General features: G+C 59.9%; 16 protein-coding genes and 1 pseudogene. 11 read left to right on the forward strand and 6 right to left on the reverse strand.

What is annotated here, in order from left to right; genetic code table 11:
- Positions 1 to 220: 220 nt before the first annotated feature.
- From U4Y90_RS13105 to U4Y90_RS13115, 3 genes are all read left to right on the forward strand, one after another.
- Positions 221 to 802: a hypothetical protein gene (locus U4Y90_RS13105; RefSeq protein ID WP_321794998.1), complete on the forward strand. Its 582-nt coding sequence runs from the start codon at positions 221 to 223 to the stop codon at positions 800 to 802.
- A 233-nt stretch (positions 803 to 1035) separates the two neighbouring features.
- The gene (locus U4Y90_RS13110; RefSeq protein WP_321794999.1) at positions 1036 to 1266 is read left to right on the forward strand and encodes a CopG family transcriptional regulator; all 231 of its coding nucleotides are present in this window, start codon (positions 1036 to 1038) and stop codon (positions 1264 to 1266) included.
- A complete protein-coding gene (locus tag U4Y90_RS13115; protein ID WP_321795000.1) occupies positions 1266 to 1511 on the forward strand; it encodes a hypothetical protein in 246 nt (81 codons plus the stop codon). Before U4Y90_RS13110 ends, U4Y90_RS13115 begins: the two co-directional genes overlap by 1 nt.
- Positions 1512 to 1856: 345 nt before the next feature.
- Here U4Y90_RS13115 and U4Y90_RS13120 read toward each other — a convergent pair whose 3' ends face one another.
- Positions 1857 to 2057 (reverse strand): heavy-metal-associated domain-containing protein, encoded by a 201-nt coding sequence (locus tag U4Y90_RS13120; protein WP_321795001.1) that lies wholly within the window; start codon positions 2055 to 2057, stop codon positions 1857 to 1859.
- Between the two features lie 716 nt (positions 2058 to 2773).
- On the opposite strand from U4Y90_RS13120, the gene U4Y90_RS13125 reads away from it, so the two are divergent.
- The 6 genes from U4Y90_RS13125 (at position 2774) to U4Y90_RS13150 (ending at position 7660) form a co-directional block, all read left to right on the forward strand.
- Positions 2774 to 3067, forward strand: coding sequence for a hypothetical protein (locus U4Y90_RS13125; protein WP_321795002.1), 294 nt, complete (start codon positions 2774 to 2776; stop codon positions 3065 to 3067).
- Positions 3064 to 4569, forward strand: a complete 1506-nt coding sequence (locus U4Y90_RS13130; RefSeq protein WP_321795003.1) for a TolC family protein — start codon at positions 3064 to 3066, stop codon at positions 4567 to 4569. The genes U4Y90_RS13125 and U4Y90_RS13130 overlap by 4 nt, the downstream gene beginning before the upstream one ends.
- A 2-nt stretch (positions 4570 to 4571) precedes the next feature.
- Entirely contained in the window at positions 4572 to 5867 is a 1296-nt protein-coding gene (locus tag U4Y90_RS13135) for a copper oxidase (RefSeq protein WP_321795004.1), read from the forward strand.
- Between the two features lie 64 nt (positions 5868 to 5931).
- Positions 5932 to 6279 carry a copper-binding protein gene (locus U4Y90_RS13140; protein WP_321795005.1) on the forward strand — a complete coding sequence of 116 codons (348 nt, stop codon included), beginning with the start codon at positions 5932 to 5934 and terminating at the stop codon, positions 6277 to 6279.
- 65 nt (positions 6280 to 6344) lie between these two features.
- Complete coding sequence (copC, locus tag U4Y90_RS13145; RefSeq protein WP_321795006.1) at positions 6345 to 6719, forward strand: copper homeostasis periplasmic binding protein CopC; 375 nt, start codon at positions 6345 to 6347, stop codon at positions 6717 to 6719.
- Entirely contained in the window at positions 6719 to 7660 is a 942-nt protein-coding gene (locus U4Y90_RS13150; protein WP_321795007.1) for a copper resistance D family protein, read from the forward strand. The genes copC and U4Y90_RS13150 overlap by 1 nt, the downstream gene beginning before the upstream one ends.
- 254 nt (positions 7661 to 7914) lie before the next feature.
- On the opposite strand, the gene U4Y90_RS13155 is transcribed toward U4Y90_RS13150, so the two are convergent.
- The 3 genes from U4Y90_RS13155 to U4Y90_RS13165 form a co-directional block, all read right to left on the reverse strand.
- The gene (locus U4Y90_RS13155) at positions 7915 to 8925 is read right to left on the reverse strand and encodes an inorganic phosphate transporter (protein ID WP_321795008.1); all 1011 of its coding nucleotides are present in this window, start codon (positions 8923 to 8925) and stop codon (positions 7915 to 7917) included.
- Complete coding sequence (locus tag U4Y90_RS13160; protein WP_321795009.1) at positions 8925 to 9551, reverse strand: DUF47 domain-containing protein; 627 nt, start codon at positions 9549 to 9551, stop codon at positions 8925 to 8927. The genes U4Y90_RS13155 and U4Y90_RS13160 overlap by 1 nt, the downstream gene beginning before the upstream one ends.
- 228 nt (positions 9552 to 9779) lie before the next feature.
- Positions 9780 to 11447, reverse strand: a complete 1668-nt coding sequence (locus tag U4Y90_RS13165) for a Na/Pi cotransporter family protein (RefSeq protein WP_321795234.1) — start codon at positions 11445 to 11447, stop codon at positions 9780 to 9782.
- A 733-nt stretch (positions 11448 to 12180) separates the two neighbouring features.
- On the opposite strand from U4Y90_RS13165, the gene U4Y90_RS13170 reads away from it, so the two are divergent.
- Both U4Y90_RS13170 and U4Y90_RS36125 read left to right on the forward strand, forming a co-directional pair.
- The gene (locus U4Y90_RS13170; protein ID WP_321795236.1) at positions 12181 to 13428 is read left to right on the forward strand and encodes an enolase C-terminal domain-like protein; all 1248 of its coding nucleotides are present in this window, start codon (positions 12181 to 12183) and stop codon (positions 13426 to 13428) included.
- A 103-nt stretch (positions 13429 to 13531) separates the two neighbouring features.
- Complete coding sequence (locus U4Y90_RS36125; protein WP_415749339.1) at positions 13532 to 13696, forward strand: hypothetical protein; 165 nt, start codon at positions 13532 to 13534, stop codon at positions 13694 to 13696.
- On the opposite strand, the pseudogene U4Y90_RS13175 reads toward U4Y90_RS36125, so the two are convergent.
- Together U4Y90_RS13175 and U4Y90_RS13180 are read right to left on the reverse strand one after the other, a co-directional pair.
- Positions 13620 to 13880: pseudogene (locus tag U4Y90_RS13175) on the reverse strand (IclR family transcriptional regulator C-terminal domain-containing protein); the annotation flags it as partial. The gene U4Y90_RS36125 and the pseudogene U4Y90_RS13175 overlap by 77 nt on opposite strands.
- Positions 13881 to 14006: 126 nt before the next feature.
- Positions 14007 to 14927, reverse strand: coding sequence for a transporter (locus tag U4Y90_RS13180; RefSeq protein ID WP_321795238.1), 921 nt, complete (start codon positions 14925 to 14927; stop codon positions 14007 to 14009).
- Positions 14928 to 14987 lie beyond the last annotated feature (60 nt).

Genomic DNA, 14987 nt, shown 5'->3' on the forward strand with positions numbered 1-14987 from the left:
TCTACTTAGCGGCAACCCCGACGTTTGAACTTAGCAGCAACAACACATTGCATGTAGAAGCTTTTTAGATGGAACCCCGATATTTCAAAAAAGCCTCGACATTGACATGCACTGCGTCTTTGGCGTCGCGGCGTAGACCTGCGCGTCCGGCGATGGCCGGTCCCGCCGCACCATCCCATGCGACAATCCACGTCAGTTGGTGACGCCGGGTGGTGACCTTATGACGCAAACCCGCTGTGAGCGATGTCGCGCGGACAAGCCTGCGCACGATTTTGTGCGTGCCGGGTCGTTAGACGGCACTTGGCGCGTGCTCTGCAGTCGGTGTTTCAACGACGAGATGGCACAGTTCGCGGACCTTCGGAACTTCGAGCATCCGAACTTCACGCCGCTGCGCCTGCTCGATGCGCACGGCTACGAGCACGAGTTCCATTTTCGCAGTCTGCTACTCGGCGACCAGCTTTCGTTGGAAGCCTTCGAGCTCGTAGACGACGACTCTGTAGGCTACCGCTTCCAGAGCCTGGGTGATCCTGAATTGGAGCCGTTCGCGCTGTTGGCTCAGCTCATTCAGAAAATCAGGCGCGCATTGGCGACCACGCACCTCGTCGCGGAAGCTGGCGGGCTACAGGTCGCCGAAACGATGGTCAGAGGCCGGCTCGACCGGGACGGGGCCGAACACACCAGCCAACCCTGCGTGATCATCGACGGCCGGCGTGTCGACTGGCAGGATTTCGGCGCGATGCTTCTCGCCTTCGAGGGATGGCAATTTCGGCTTGAGTTGCTCGATCCCAGCGACGAAGCTTGATACCGTCGCGCGACACTCCCGACTGTACGCCTGCACTACAGGAGTTGATAGGTTACTGGATCAGCCGTCGTTCGATTTTATTAGGGTCGAAGCTGATTTGGTTTCACGGGAAACGCATCGGTGACCGTCTCGATCACAAAGATCCGTCGCGCTCCCCATGGTGCGTGATGTTTGATGTTTGATGCGGTCCAGCTGTAATTGTGGCATTTGCTGCGTCATGACAGGAGAGCCTCATGCGAACTACCCTCGATATTGATGACGATGTAATGGCAGTCGTACGCGCTCGCGCCAAGCGAGAGCACGTCTCTATCGGACGGGTGCTGTCAGCACTCGCTCGGGCAGCGCTGCAGCCGGTTGCCGCCTCACCAACGATGCGCAATGGACTGCCGGTCTTGCCAAACGCGCGCTCGGGACGCCCGGTGACCCTCGATCTCGTTAATCAGTTGCGCGACGAGACCTCCTGATGGCATATCTTCTCGACGTGAACGTCCTGATCGCGCTGCTCGACGCCTGCCACGTGCAGCATGAGGCGGCGCATGCATGGTTCGGCCAAGTCGGACACGCCTCGTGGGCGACCTGCCCACTGACCGAAAACGGCGTGCTGCGCATCATCGGCAATCCGCGTTACCCGAACACACTCGAGACGCCGGCCGCTGTCGCACCGCTCGTGGCGCAATTGCGAGCACATCCCAGCCACGATCTGGGCTGACGACGTAAGCCTGCTCGATCCACAACACGTCGATGCGAGCCGGATCCTTGCGACAGATCAAGTGACCCATACCTATCTGCTCGCGCGTGCGCATCGCGGCACGCTCGCGACGTTTGATCGTCGGCTGGTCGTCGATACGGTCCCCGACGGTGCTCGGCACGTCGAATTGATCACATAAGGGCCGACCACACCCCGAGGATTGGAAGCGCTCCTTCGTTGCGATGCCGAACACGAGACAGCCCTCCCGCTCTTCCTTTTGATTAGCTATGCTTTATAAATTCGGAAAATAGATTTATATCAAATACATAGGATTCCAAAATAGCTCAAATTGCTCTCCTGCCGCGCTTAGCACACGGTAGCGACCGGGTGGAAGCCTGCGCCTTCGATTGCAGAGGCAATCTGCCCCTGTTCCAGCGGGGACTCGACCTTCACCAGCTTCGCTGCGACATCGATCTCCACTTTGGCAGTCGCGTCCAGTTTGGCGATTGCCCTGCTGATGACGCTCGCACATCCGCCGCACGACATATCGGCTACCTTGAATTCCATTTGCACGCTCCTCGACTGGACTGTATTTAGCATGCACCTTCCCCCGGTGGGAAGGTCAACAGGAATTTCGTCGTCGACCTTTTAGCGCAACGCGACAAATGACTTGATGAACGTCAGAACGTGATGCGACCCGCGACCCTCGCGCGCGGCAGAGCGAACCGGGCGCCATACGGTTACACGCTGACATGTTCGCGCGCTTGCAGCGGTCTTAACCCGTGCTAGACTCTGCACCCATGTCTTACTGGCGCAAATTCATTCTCGTCGTGTTGCTGGCACTGAGCCTTCCGGTTCAGTCGTTTGCGGCCGTCTCGATGGTTTGTGCGCCCTCGGAGGTGGCCGATGACGAAGCATCGCCTCATCAACACCTCCATCAATCTGGGGCAGCAGACAGACACGCGGTCGTAGCCGACCATAATTACCATGCTGGTCATCATCACGACGGCGGCCGCCAAGTTCATGCCTGTTCGACCTGTGCTTCCTGCTGTGTCGGTGCGGCGCTACCCGTTGTGCCTACAGTGTCCGCTTCGACTGACCTGACGCATTTCTCCGTCCCACTGCCTCCGGATGCCGGTGTCGTGTTGTTCCTGACCGGCGGCATCGAACGGCCTCCCCGCTCCATTCTCGTCTAATCCGCGCACTCGCAGCCATTCGCTGCAGCCAGCTAGTTTTTCTGGGGTCCTTCACGGACGCCGGATGATTTACGACGAGAAGAATTCATGCGAACAATATCTGCGGCGCTCTTGGGCGCAAGCGCAGTGTTGCCGTTGCTCGCGCACGCCACGACGGCCGTACCCGAGCCGACAGATGCCGGCGTATCGGTTCCGGCCGTCACCGTGCAGTCCGCGTTTGACGGCTACAAGTCCTGGCAGGATGGGGAAGCCCCGAGCTGGCAGCAGTTGAACCGTGCTGTTGCGCCCAGCCGAGGCACGAGCGCCACGAAGCACAGTCAACAACCAGCTGCTACACCGGAAAGAAAGAGCGGTCACGAACACGGGAGCGAGTCGAAATGATTCGAACTCTCGCTCCACACCGTGTGGCATCCATCGCCATCGCGACGGTACTCCTGGCCGGCTGCACGACGTTTTCGAAAGACGGTGGATTCAACACGGTGTCGACGACCGCGACTGAGCGCCTTGGCAAGGAGGCGGTGTACATCAAGTCCGACGAAGACCGCGACGCCACATTCAAGCGCACTCAGGAGCTGCTTTCGAAGCCGCTCGGCATGGACGACGCTGTCCAGGTTGCGCTGCTGAACAACCGGGGACTCCAGGCTTCATACGGCGAGCTCGGTATTTCCGAGGCCGACCTCGTGCAGGCGGGCCGCCTGCCCAATCCGGGCTTTACATTCAGCCGGACCCACTGGAGCGATGGCTTTGGAATCAGCCGGACGTTCTCCGTGGGCGTATTGGGGATTCTCACGCTGCCCGTGGCGACGCGTATCGAGAGTAGCCGATTCGAACGGACGAAGCTCGAGACGGCCAATGCGATGCTCGTCGTGGCCGCCGACTCCCGCAAAGCCTACGTCAACGCTGTGGCTGCGGAGCAGGCGGCCCTTTACGCCGCCCAGGTCAAGGACTCGGCCGAGGCAGGCGCGGAACTCGCCTTGCGTATGCGCCACGCTGGCAATTTCAGCAAACTCGACTATGCGCGCGAGCAGGCCTTTTACGCGGAGTCGGTCGCGCAGTTGGCCAAGGCCCGGCAGCAGTCGGTCATGGCTCGCGAAAAGCTCACCCGCACGATGGGTCTATGGGGTTCGGGTACGCAGTACAAGTTGCCGGACCGCCTGCCTGACCTACCAAAGGACAAGCCCCGACTGGACCAGCTCGAGAGCTTTGCGATGCAGAACCGCCTCGACATTCAGGCGGCGAAGCTTCGGACACAAAGCGTTGCCACCTCCCTGGGGCTGAGCAAAGCGACCCGATTCATCAATGCGCTCGAAGTCGGCTATCTCAACAACTTCGAGACGGACAAGGGGCGCGAGCACGGGTTCGAAATCAGTGTCGAGATTCCCATCTTCGACTGGGGTAGCGCGAAGGTGGCACGGGCCGAAGCCATCTATTTGCAGTCGGCGAACCAGCTCGCCCAGACGGCAATTGACGCCCGCTCCGAGGTACGTGAGTCGTACTCCGCCTACGTGACGAGCTACGACCTAGCGAAGCACTACCGCGACGAGATCGTGCCTCTACGCAAGACCATCTCGGACGAGATGCTCCTGCGCTACAACGGCATGCTCACGAGCGTGTTCGAGCTGCTTGCCGATTCGCGCGACCAGGTCGCGGCCGTCAATGGATACATCGAGGCCCTGAAAGACTACTGGTCTGCGGAGACGGACTTGCAACAGTCGCTTGGCGGACGACTCCCACCCCTCTCCCTGGCACAGGGTCAAGGCGCATCCCAAGGCGAACCGACGTCTCCTTCCGCGCCGCAGACACCTCAGGCACCGATGCAGGATGCGCCGCTGCCCGCTCCCACGACACAACCGGCGTCGCCGACGAATTCAGAAGGTAATTGAACATGGTTTCACGTCGAAGTTTCCTCGGCGGCTCGGGCGCTGCGCTCCTCGGCGCGGCGTTGGTTAGCAAGGCTGGCGCGGCGTCGCTTCCAGAAGCGCCAACGATGCAAAAAGCCGCCACACAGCCACCGCTAGTGCCGCCCAATGGTCGCCCGTACACGCCCGTCGCAACGTTGAACGGCTGGTCGCTGCCGTGGCGGATGAAGAACGGGTGGAAGGAATTCCACCTGACGGCCGAGCCTGTGGTCCGTGAGATGGCGCCCGGCATGAAGGCGAACCTTTGGGGATACAACGGCCAGGCGCCGGGGCCGACCATCGAAGCGGTCGAAGGCGACAAGGTTCGCATCTTCGTGACCAACAAACTGCCGGAGCACACCACCGTCCATTGGCACGGAATGCTTGTGCCTTCAGGGATGGACGGCGTTGGGGGGCTGACGCAACCGCACATCCCGCCGGGCAAGACGTTCGTCTATGAGTTCCAAATCGAGAAGCACGGCACCTTCATGTATCACCCACATTCCGACGAGATGGTCCAGATGGCGATGGGGATGATGGGCACGTTCATCGTGCATCCGAGGCAGCGCAGCGTCATGCCGGTGGACCGCGACTTCGTGTTTCTGATGTCCGCCTACGACATCGACCCGGGCAGCTTCACGCCGCGAGTCAACGAAATGACGGACTTCAACATGTGGACGTGGAATTCGCGGGTCTTTCCGGGCATCGACCCGCTGCCCGTGCGCGCCGGCGAGCGCGTCCGCATCCGATTCGGCAATCTGACCATGACCAATCACCCGATTCATTTGCATGGGTACAGCTTCGAGGTCGCAGGAACCGACGGTGGATGGATTCCCCCCTCCGCACGCTGGCCGGAAGTGACTGCCGACGTTGCAGTCGGTCAGATGCGCGCCATCGAGTTCACGGCAGACCGGCCTGGCGACTGGGCGTTTCACTGCCACAAGTCGCATCACACGATGAACGCAATGGGACACCAGGTTCCGAACCTGATTGGCGTACCACAGAAAGACCTCGCGAAACGCATCAACAAGCTCGTGCCGGACTACATGGCGATGGGCAGTTCGGGCGGCTCGATGGGTGATATGGAAATGCCGCTGCCGGACAACACCCTGCCCATGATGACCGGTACGGGACCGTTCGGCGCGCTGGAGATGGGCGGCATGTTCACCGTCGTCAAGGTTCGTGAAGGACTCGGTCGCAACGATTACCGCGACCCGGGGTGGTTCAAGCACCCGAAGGGAACCGTGGCGTACGAATACACCGGTGAACTACCGGATAGCTGATTTGGTGGTGAGCCGTACATGACTTCGGCCGATGTTTGTAACTTCAACTATGGGAGAGAGCGTGATGAAGCACGCGATTGTTTCGATTGTGATGGGTTGTGCCGTGGCAATTTTCGGGACCGCCTCTGCGGCCGGTGAAACGGCAAACACGAATATGGCAAGCGGCGCGCAACCGAGCGCGGACGCAAAAAACAGCATGTCGCATGGCGAAGTGAAGAAAGTCGACACCGCCGCCGGCAAGCTGACCATCAAGCACGGCCCGCTCGAAAATCTCGACATGGAAGCAATGACGATGGTGTTCAAGGTCAGCGACCCGGCGATGCTGTCCCAGGTGAAGGTCGGCGACAAGATCGATTTCGTCGCAGAAGAAGTCGACGGCGCGCTCACCGTGACGAAGCTGCAGAAGCAGTGAAACTGAATGGGGCGCCAACGATATAGCGTGTCGAGCGCCCGAATCAATCTCGGGAGATAACAATCGTGAAAACCCAGACGTACAAGCTTTGTATTCGCGCAGCGGCGATCACTGCTATTGCGCTATCGCCCGCGCTTGCATTTGCCCACGGCAAACTCGAAAGCGCAACGCCGACGGCCGGCAGCACAATCGATGCATCGCCAGAGTCGCTTCGCCTGACGTTCAACGAGGACCTCGAGTCCACGTTTAGCACGATAAAGGTCGTCGATGCATCCGGGTCGCCTGCGACCAAGGAGAAGGCCAAGGTCGACTCGTCGAATCCGCGAGTGCTGACGATTGCGGTTCCGAAGCTTGCCTCAGGCTCTTACACCGTGCAGTGGGCCGCTATGACGCATGATGCCCACAAGACGAAGGGTATCTATACGTTTGCGGTGAAGTGATGGACGACAGTTCCCTCGGCGTTTTGCGGTTGGCGTTTGTGGCGCTTCAAAACCTCAGCTTGGCGATTGTTGTAGGCGCAATGCTGAGTGATACGTGGCTGTCTCGCCGCACGTCGCGATGGCAGACCCGACTCAGTTGGCACCTGCTTCTCACCTTGCGCCTAGCGTCGTTTGCAGTGCTTTTCTCCAGTGCAAGCGCATTCTGGATTCATTGCGCGCTGATGAGCGAATCAACGCTCGCGGAAGCGGGTCCCGCTGTCCGCTCGATGCTGGTGGAGACCGGCTTTGGTCACGCATGGATTGCAGGCGCAGGCTTCATGCTCGTCGTAATGATTCTGTCGCTTGCGCAGTCGGGCAATCCGATAAGCTTCAAGCGCGCAATCTGGCTCGCTCTAGGAGGGGTCGCATTGTCACGTAGCCACGCGGGCCACCCCGTCGATGCCGGCGTGCTGAGCGTTCCAGTGTGGGCCGACTGGTTCCATTTGCTCGCCATCAGCGTATGGGTCGGACTGGTACTGGTGGCAACGTATGTCGTTCTGCCACGCGTGCTTAGTGCACCAGCCCGTGAACGAGCGAACAGTGCAGCGTTCGTTCAGTCACTCTCCGACGCTGCGGCGGTCGCGCTGGTCATCCTGTTCGCCACCGGCGCCTACAACGGCTGGCGCGGAGTGAACACACCTGAGAGTCTCGGGACGTCGACGTATGGGCAGATATTGCTGCTCAAGTTCGCCCTAGTGCTCATTGCCGCTGCGCTTGGCGCACATAACCGGTTTGTCGAGATGCCGCGACTGCTTGCCTCTTTAAAGGAAGCACGTGCGGATGCCGCCGCTCGACCGCTGAAACGCTTTGCGGCTGTTCTGCATGTCGAGTCCGTCGTACTGGCTGGTGTGGTTGTCGCCGCTGCGGTTCTCGTCTACAGTCCTTTGCCGGGAACCACATAAAACGCTACGTGGTCAACCCTCGATGGCTCGCGTGACTGCTTGGCATCGAGACCGGTGCTTCGGCGTAAGGCACTGATCGAACTTGGCGCTTCTCGATGAAGAGTAGGATATGTTGCATCACCAATAGCCGGCCAGCAAATTCTGATGAAGGTGCTTATTATCGAGTGATTTTGGGCCTTCGGCAGCCTCATGGCTGCAAAACGAATGGTAGACGACCTGCTTTGCTGATGGAGTATCGCGATGGTTGGCGCCGCTCACAGTGTGTGCGTAGCGACCCACCATCCCGCCGCGGCCATCGCGGCGGACGCCGGGATCGTTAGCACCCAAGCCCACACGATGTTGCCCGCGACGCCCCAGCGCACCGCGCTCAGCTTTTGCGTCGCGCCAACGCCAACGATCGCTCCGGTGATCGTGTGAGTCGTGGATACTGGAATTCCGAGCCACGATGCGGTGAAAAGCGTCAGTGCGCCGCCCGACTCCGCACAAAAGCCGCCCACGGGCCTGAGCTTGGTGATCTTCTGCCCCATCGTGCGAACGATGCGCCAGCCGCCGAAAAGCGTACCGATGCCCATCGACAGATAGCAGCCGCCGATTACCCATACGGGAGGCGCATCGGCGGTGGCCGACGCGTATCCGGTTGCGATCAGCAGCATCCAGATGATCCCGATCGTCTTCTGCGCGTCGTTGCCGCCATGTCCCAGGCTGTAGAGGCCCGCCGAGAGCAATTGCAGCCGCCGGAAGCGGCGGTCCACCTTGCTGGGGGGTGTGCGGAAACACAACCATGACACGGCCAGCATGAAGCATGACCCGAGCACAAAGCCAAGCAGCGGAGAGATGAAGATGAACGCAACCGTTTTGAGTAGCCCGTCGTAGTTGAGTGCGCCCCACCCCGACTTCGCGAGTGCCGAGCCGACCAGGCCGCCGATCAGCGCATGTGACGAACTCGATGGAATGCCGTACACCCAGGTAATCACGTTCCATCCGATTGCACCAAAGAGCGCACCGAAGATCACGTAATGATCGACGATTGATGGATCGATCGTGCCCTTCCCGACCGTCTGTGCCACCTTCAGATGGAAGACGAAATAGGCAATGACGTTGAACGTTGCAGCGAAAGCCACGGCTTGTTGCGGCTTCAATACGCCGGTCGACACAACCGTTGCGATCGAGTTCGCTGCGTCGTGAAAGCCGTTCATGAAGTCGAACACGAGCGCGATCGCGACCAGCAGAACGACCACCCAGACTGCGAGCTGGACGGACTGCATCAGGCGTTTTCCAGTACGATGCCTTGAAGGATATCCGCGACATCCTCGCACTTGTCGGTGATGGTCTCGAGCAACTCATAGACTGCCTTGAGCTTGATCAGCGTCTTGACGTTGTCTTCTTCGCGAAAGAGCTTCGACATCGCTGAACGAAGGACGCGGTCCGCGTCCGATTCCAGCCGGTCGATGTCTTCGCAGGCCTTCAGGATCTGGGGCGTTTGCTTCATGTTCGATAGCAGGCCCACCGCGAACTGCACACGCTCCGCGGTCGCCGTGCAAATGTGCGCGAGCTGACTTGCTTCGGAGCCGAGAGCTCGTACGTCGTAGAGAGAAATAACGGTGGCGACGTCCTCCATCAAATCGAGGATATCGTCCATCGTGGTGATCAGCTTGTGAATGACGTCGCGGTCGAAGGGCGTGATGAAAGTCTTGTGCAACAGATCCATCGTCTCACGCGTGAGTCTGTCAGCCTCCTTCTCGGCCTTCTGCAGGTTCACCTTATAGATTTCTGCGTCCTGCAGATTGTCGACGAGCAACTCGAGTTCCTTGCCCGCCGCGACGATGCAGACTGCATGCGCGTTGAAGATCTCGAAAAACCTGCCCTCGGTGGGCATGAACTTACCGAACATGAAATCCCCCGATATAAGTCAGACCTTTGACTTTCACGAAAGGGACATATTGTAGCTGCTGAGTGAGGACGCCCTTCAAATCCGTGCCGATACCTTCATCCCGATTCTGAATGTGTCTCCCCACGCAGTCGTGGACTGATCATGCTCGTTTGTATCGAGCGTGAGGACGCTGTCGTAGGAAGAGCCGAGGCGAAGTCAGTGGGCGTCCTGGTACTTGAAAGACCGGCTTCACTCCTTGACGTGCAGCGTGTCGAGGGAGCGCCTGCGCAAGCGCGTATCATGCAATGCCCCCGCCGCGTCGAGCACGGGATACGCTGTCGAACAGAAGAGTGAGTTCAATCGCTTCATATTGCCGATCAGATCAAGGTGCAGCGCGCTGGTTTCCATGCTGCGCAGCGACTGTCCTGCGAGACGATCGAGATGCTTGTGCGAATACGCCCGCTCGAGATCGCGAAAGCGCTCCTTCTCGGCCAGCAACTGTTCGGCACATCGCAGGTCGTTGTTGAGAAAGACAGACAGTCCCAGCCGCAGGTTGCTGACGAGGCGTGCATGCAGATCGTCGAGTTCGCCGAGGCCCTGTTCCGAGAAAGCGAGGCGCTGGGAGATCTTCTTCTCCTCGATGTCGCTCACGATCCGTTCGATGATATCTCCCGCATGCTCGAGATTGATCGTCAACGAAATGATGTCGGTCCAGCGACGGCTTTCCGCCTCGTCGAGCTGCTCGCGAGAGATCAGCGTCAGATAGCTTTTTACTTCCGCATAAAGCTGATCGACATCATCGTCCATGCGCATCGTCTCGCGGGCGACGGCGAGATCGTTGCGTCTGAGGAGATCCGAAACGTTATCGAGCATGGCACGCACGATGTCACCGATGCGGAGCACTTCACGCGACGCATTCGCCAATGCCAGGCTCGGCGTTGCAAGACCGGCCGGATCCAGGTACAGCGGACGCAACTCACCCGTCGTCACCGTGCGATCGGGTAGTAGCCGGCAACTGATCGCCGCGACCCGATCGACGAGCGAGAGGCACGCGCAGCAGCGTATGGCGTTGTAGATCACATGGAATCCGACCACCGCTTCGCGTGGATTGGTGATCAGGACCGGCAATCCGCGTGCGAGCAGCGATGCAAACGGCAGAATGATGATCGCCCCAGCCAGCTTGAATGCGAAGCTGCCAGCGGATAGACGTCGTGCCGCCGCGTTCTGCGGCAACGCATTGAGCAAGGCGAGGAGGCCGCTGCCCAGATTCGCGCCGACAACCAGGCACAAGGCGACCTTCAGCGAAATCACGCCAGACGACGCCAGTGTCGCTGTCAGTAGCACCGCGGCGAGGCTCGAGTAGGACAACATCGCGAAACCGGCGCCCACGAGCGCGTCCAGCATCGTGTCGCCCGTGAGCGCGCCGAACATCACCCTGACGCCCGCGCCCTGCATCATGGGTTGCGCCGCTTCGACGATGAGATGCAGCGCCAGCAGGATCAATCCGAGTCCGATAATCGTGCGCCCCACCTGCCCCGCTCGCGTCTGTTTTCGAGTGAGGAAGAGCGGCACACCGACCAGGATCAGAATCGGCGAAAGCCATGACAAATCGAGCGTGAGCACGCGTGCCATCAGCGCGGTACCGACATCCGCGCCAAGCATGACCGTCAGTCCGGCCGCCAGCGGCACCAATCCCTGTGCGGCGAACGACGTGATGATGACGGCTGTAGCGTTGCTGCTTTGCACCAGGCTGGTGACGCCTATACCGGCCAGAAATGCCCGCATTTTGCTGCCGGTGCTACGTCCCAGAATGGCGCGGAGATCGGCGCCAAGTACCCGGAGAATGCCGGTACGGACGATATGTGAGCCCCAGACCAGAAGGGCGACGCCAGAGAGCAGATTAAGAAGAACCAGCACGGCGGATCGATTTCCTCTGAAATGGACGTGACGCTGACGCCAGGCTGTCGAAAACTGGATTGTGACAATAGTGTTACACAGTTCCCCCGCCATTTGAGTGAAGTTATCGGTGAACGCGTTGTGCGTGTGTTTCTCGAAGACAACACCGGGCGAGCCCGGCAGCCAGTCCAGCGGCTTCACGAAGCCCGATTTCTTCTTCAACGGATCGGCCTTGCCGACGTGCAGGACATGGATCACCGGAACGCGCGCTTCACGTGCGCCGCGGTCGAGGCGCAGCACGGCGTCCTGAAAGCCGGCAGATCGGAAGCGGATCAGTCGGGCATGTGTCGAAACGATTCCTGAACGTCGATGATGACGAGAGCGGAGCGGAGCGGCGCCGAGCAGTATCGGTCACTTTTGGCCTCGATGATTGAACGTGCGCTCATCTTAGTCCGGCTTACTGGAAGCGGGACAGGGCATCACGAGTCAGACCTGCGGACAAAATTCGCTATCGCCAGTGGTGTACTGCTTCGTTGCCTCGAAGCGGCGAAGGTTCGCGCGCGCGCGGCTCGTCGGCTATCTGAATGGTGCAACAGGCAGTCCTTCCGCGTCGTATGTCTTCATGGCCACAGCGCTGCTGGCGTCGGTCGTCCTCATGATGCTGGAGCCCGCACATATCGGCCAGCGCTCGACACCCAAGGGAGGCACGGGCAGCAAGTCCGATTCCGTGGCTTCTGCTCTCGTGAAACAACTCATGGCAACACTCATCACCGACATCAAGGTCATCCTGACTGCGCCAGAAGGCATCAATCTCATCGTCGTCAGGGTCGATACGAATCAGCCTGGCTTGTATGGACTCGGATGCGCGACCTTCGCGTATCGTCATCTTGCGGTCAAGTGCCTGATCGAGGAGTACTTGCGGCCTTTGCTCATCGGGCGCGACGCCGAGGCGATCGAAGAGCTTTGGCAACTGATGCATCAGAACGCATACTGGCGCAATGGACCGATCGAAAACAACGCGATCTCGGGTGTCGATATGGCGTTGTGGGACATCAAGGGCAAGCAGGCTAACATGCCCCTGTATCAGTTGTTTGGCGGCAAGGTGCGCGAAGGCGTACCGATTTATCGCCACGCGGATGGCCGCGATCTCAACGAACTCTGCGAGAACATTCAGCGATATCGCGAGCAAGGCATCGCGCATATCCGCTGCCAAAGCGGCGGATACGGTGGCGGCGCATTTGGCCGCGCGCCTTCGAATGCGCCCGAAGGTGCGGCCGAGGGCATCTATCTCGATAGCCGCAAGTACATCCGCGACACGCTCAAGCTGTTCGATGGAATCCGTAGCAAGATCGGGTTTGATGTGGCGCTGTGCCACGACGTGCATGAGCGTTTGAAACCCGTCGAAGCAATTCGCTTCGCGCGCGAGCTCGAGCCTTTCGAGTTGTTCTTTCTCGAAGATGCGATCGCGCTCGAAGAAGGCGAGTGGATGCGCCAGTTGCGCGGGAAGACCACGACGCCGCTGGCGCAAGGCGAGCTATTCAACAACCCGTACGAATGGCGGTTTCTGATCACGGAGCGGCTGGTCGATTTCATTCGCGTCCATCTGAGCCAGATCGGTGGAATCACGGCGGGGCGAAAGCTGCAAATTTTCGCTGAGCAGTTCGGTGTGCGGACGGCGTGGCATGGTCCGGGCGACATGTCGCCGCTCGCACATGCTGCGAACATTCATATCGACCTCGCATCGCGCAATTTCGGCGTGCAGGAATGGTCGGGCACGGCGCCGCCGAACTTCGTGATCCAGGAACTGAAAGGACCACGCGAGGCGCTGCTCGAGGTGTTCCCGGGCCTGCCGGAGTTTCGCAACGGCTTCGTCTATGCGAACGATAAACCGGGCTTGGGTGTCGATCTCGATGAGCGTGAAGCGGCAAAATACTCCTGCGAACGGGGTATCACCCGATGGACGCAAACACGCTTGATGGACGGTGGGCTGCAGACACCTTGACGCTGTCTTTCACGAACAGCAGCGCGTTCCAGCGGGCGCGCTTGATTACGACTCGCCAGCCCTCCTGCGCTAGCCACGACGACAGCCGTCTCTACTTCGCTACGTGGCGATCCTGTCTTCGTTCAACCAGATGGGGCTGATGCCGTTCGCGCAAATCTCTACGCGCGTCGTTCGGCCGCTTATTCCGCCGGCCCCGACAGCGGCCTGGTCGCCATCGCGCGCGTCAGGCCATGAACCGGACGGCGCACGGCCACATCGAACGGATTGATTTGCGGGCCGAGCGCCTGCGCCTGGCGCTTCAGCAGTTCGACCACCATCGGCAGGCGGTCTTCGCCCAGGCGCGTCGACAGCGTGCCGACGCTCAACGCGCCGAGCGCATTCCCCGAGCGGTCAAGAATCGGCACGGCCACGCCCGCCATCCCATCAATCAACCCGCTGTTGCGGCCCGCGTACCTACCCACAACGGCAGGGCGACGAGGTCCAACATGCCTGCGCAGTGGGAAATCATCAGTGTCATTATTCCGCGAGCACTCTCGATTCGTGGCAACTCGAGTACCTTCTGCATGATGACCTCCTGGTCAGAACGCATGAATCCAGCGCAGGTTCACGTGAGTGCCGGAGTACGTATTGCGCTCCACCACCGGGAAATAAAGGTTCGCAAACACGAAGTTCTTGCGATCGATCGTCCACTCGGCGCCGGGTCCCAGAGACAGGTTCGTCGTTCGAGCAGCGGGCTGGCTCGCCCCATTGACACGGTCATCCGTGATCTGGCGGAACCAGAAGCCGTTCAGGCCGACATCGAGGTTCGGCAAGACCTTGTACGATGCTGCAAAGTTGGCCCACACCGCCTGGCCGGCCTGGAAGTTCATCAGGCCCGGAACTTGAAACGGATTGTTGATACCCGGATTGGTGTTCTTCAAGTTGTACAGGTAGTGCATCCGCACCGACACTTCCGTCTTCGGCGTAGGCAAAACCGTCACCGACCAGTACGGGTTCAGCGACCAGAAGCCCGAACTCGGATTGACCAGCTTGTTCGGATCGTAGGCGCCGGTCGGCGCGATCACGTCGAATTCGAACCGCTGCACGAAGACAGGACGACCATCGCTGATCACCGGCGCCATCTGCAAAAACGGGCCGAACGTAACGTCACCGAAGCCCGAACGTGCAGTCAGCGTCGGCGCATAAGGATTGAATTCGGTCGAGTGTGCGTTCAACGACGTAACCGGCAGCATCGCCGTGAAGCCGAGTGCGCCTCCGAGTACGTGAATCGGCGACGTATACACCATCTGCGGCATCCACACGAACGCATTGAGTTGCGCATCCTTGAATGCGGAACTTTGCGCGCCCGTGTTCGTGTAGAACCTGGTGTTGTGCTTGTATTGCAGGAGCTGGATCGACGTCCAGCCCGGCTCCGTACTGCCAAACGCATCATTGAAAGTCGTCGCGCCGAGATCGATTCCTGCTGGCTGATAAGTCGATGCCTGCCCCGTACATGACATGGCGGTCAACGTCGCTCCAACAATGACCCGTATGGATCGCCGCATCCTGCTTTGATGATT

The sequence above is a fragment of the Caballeronia sp. J97 genome, assembly GCF_905220305.1.
Lineage (GTDB): Bacteria > Pseudomonadota > Gammaproteobacteria > Burkholderiales > Burkholderiaceae > Caballeronia.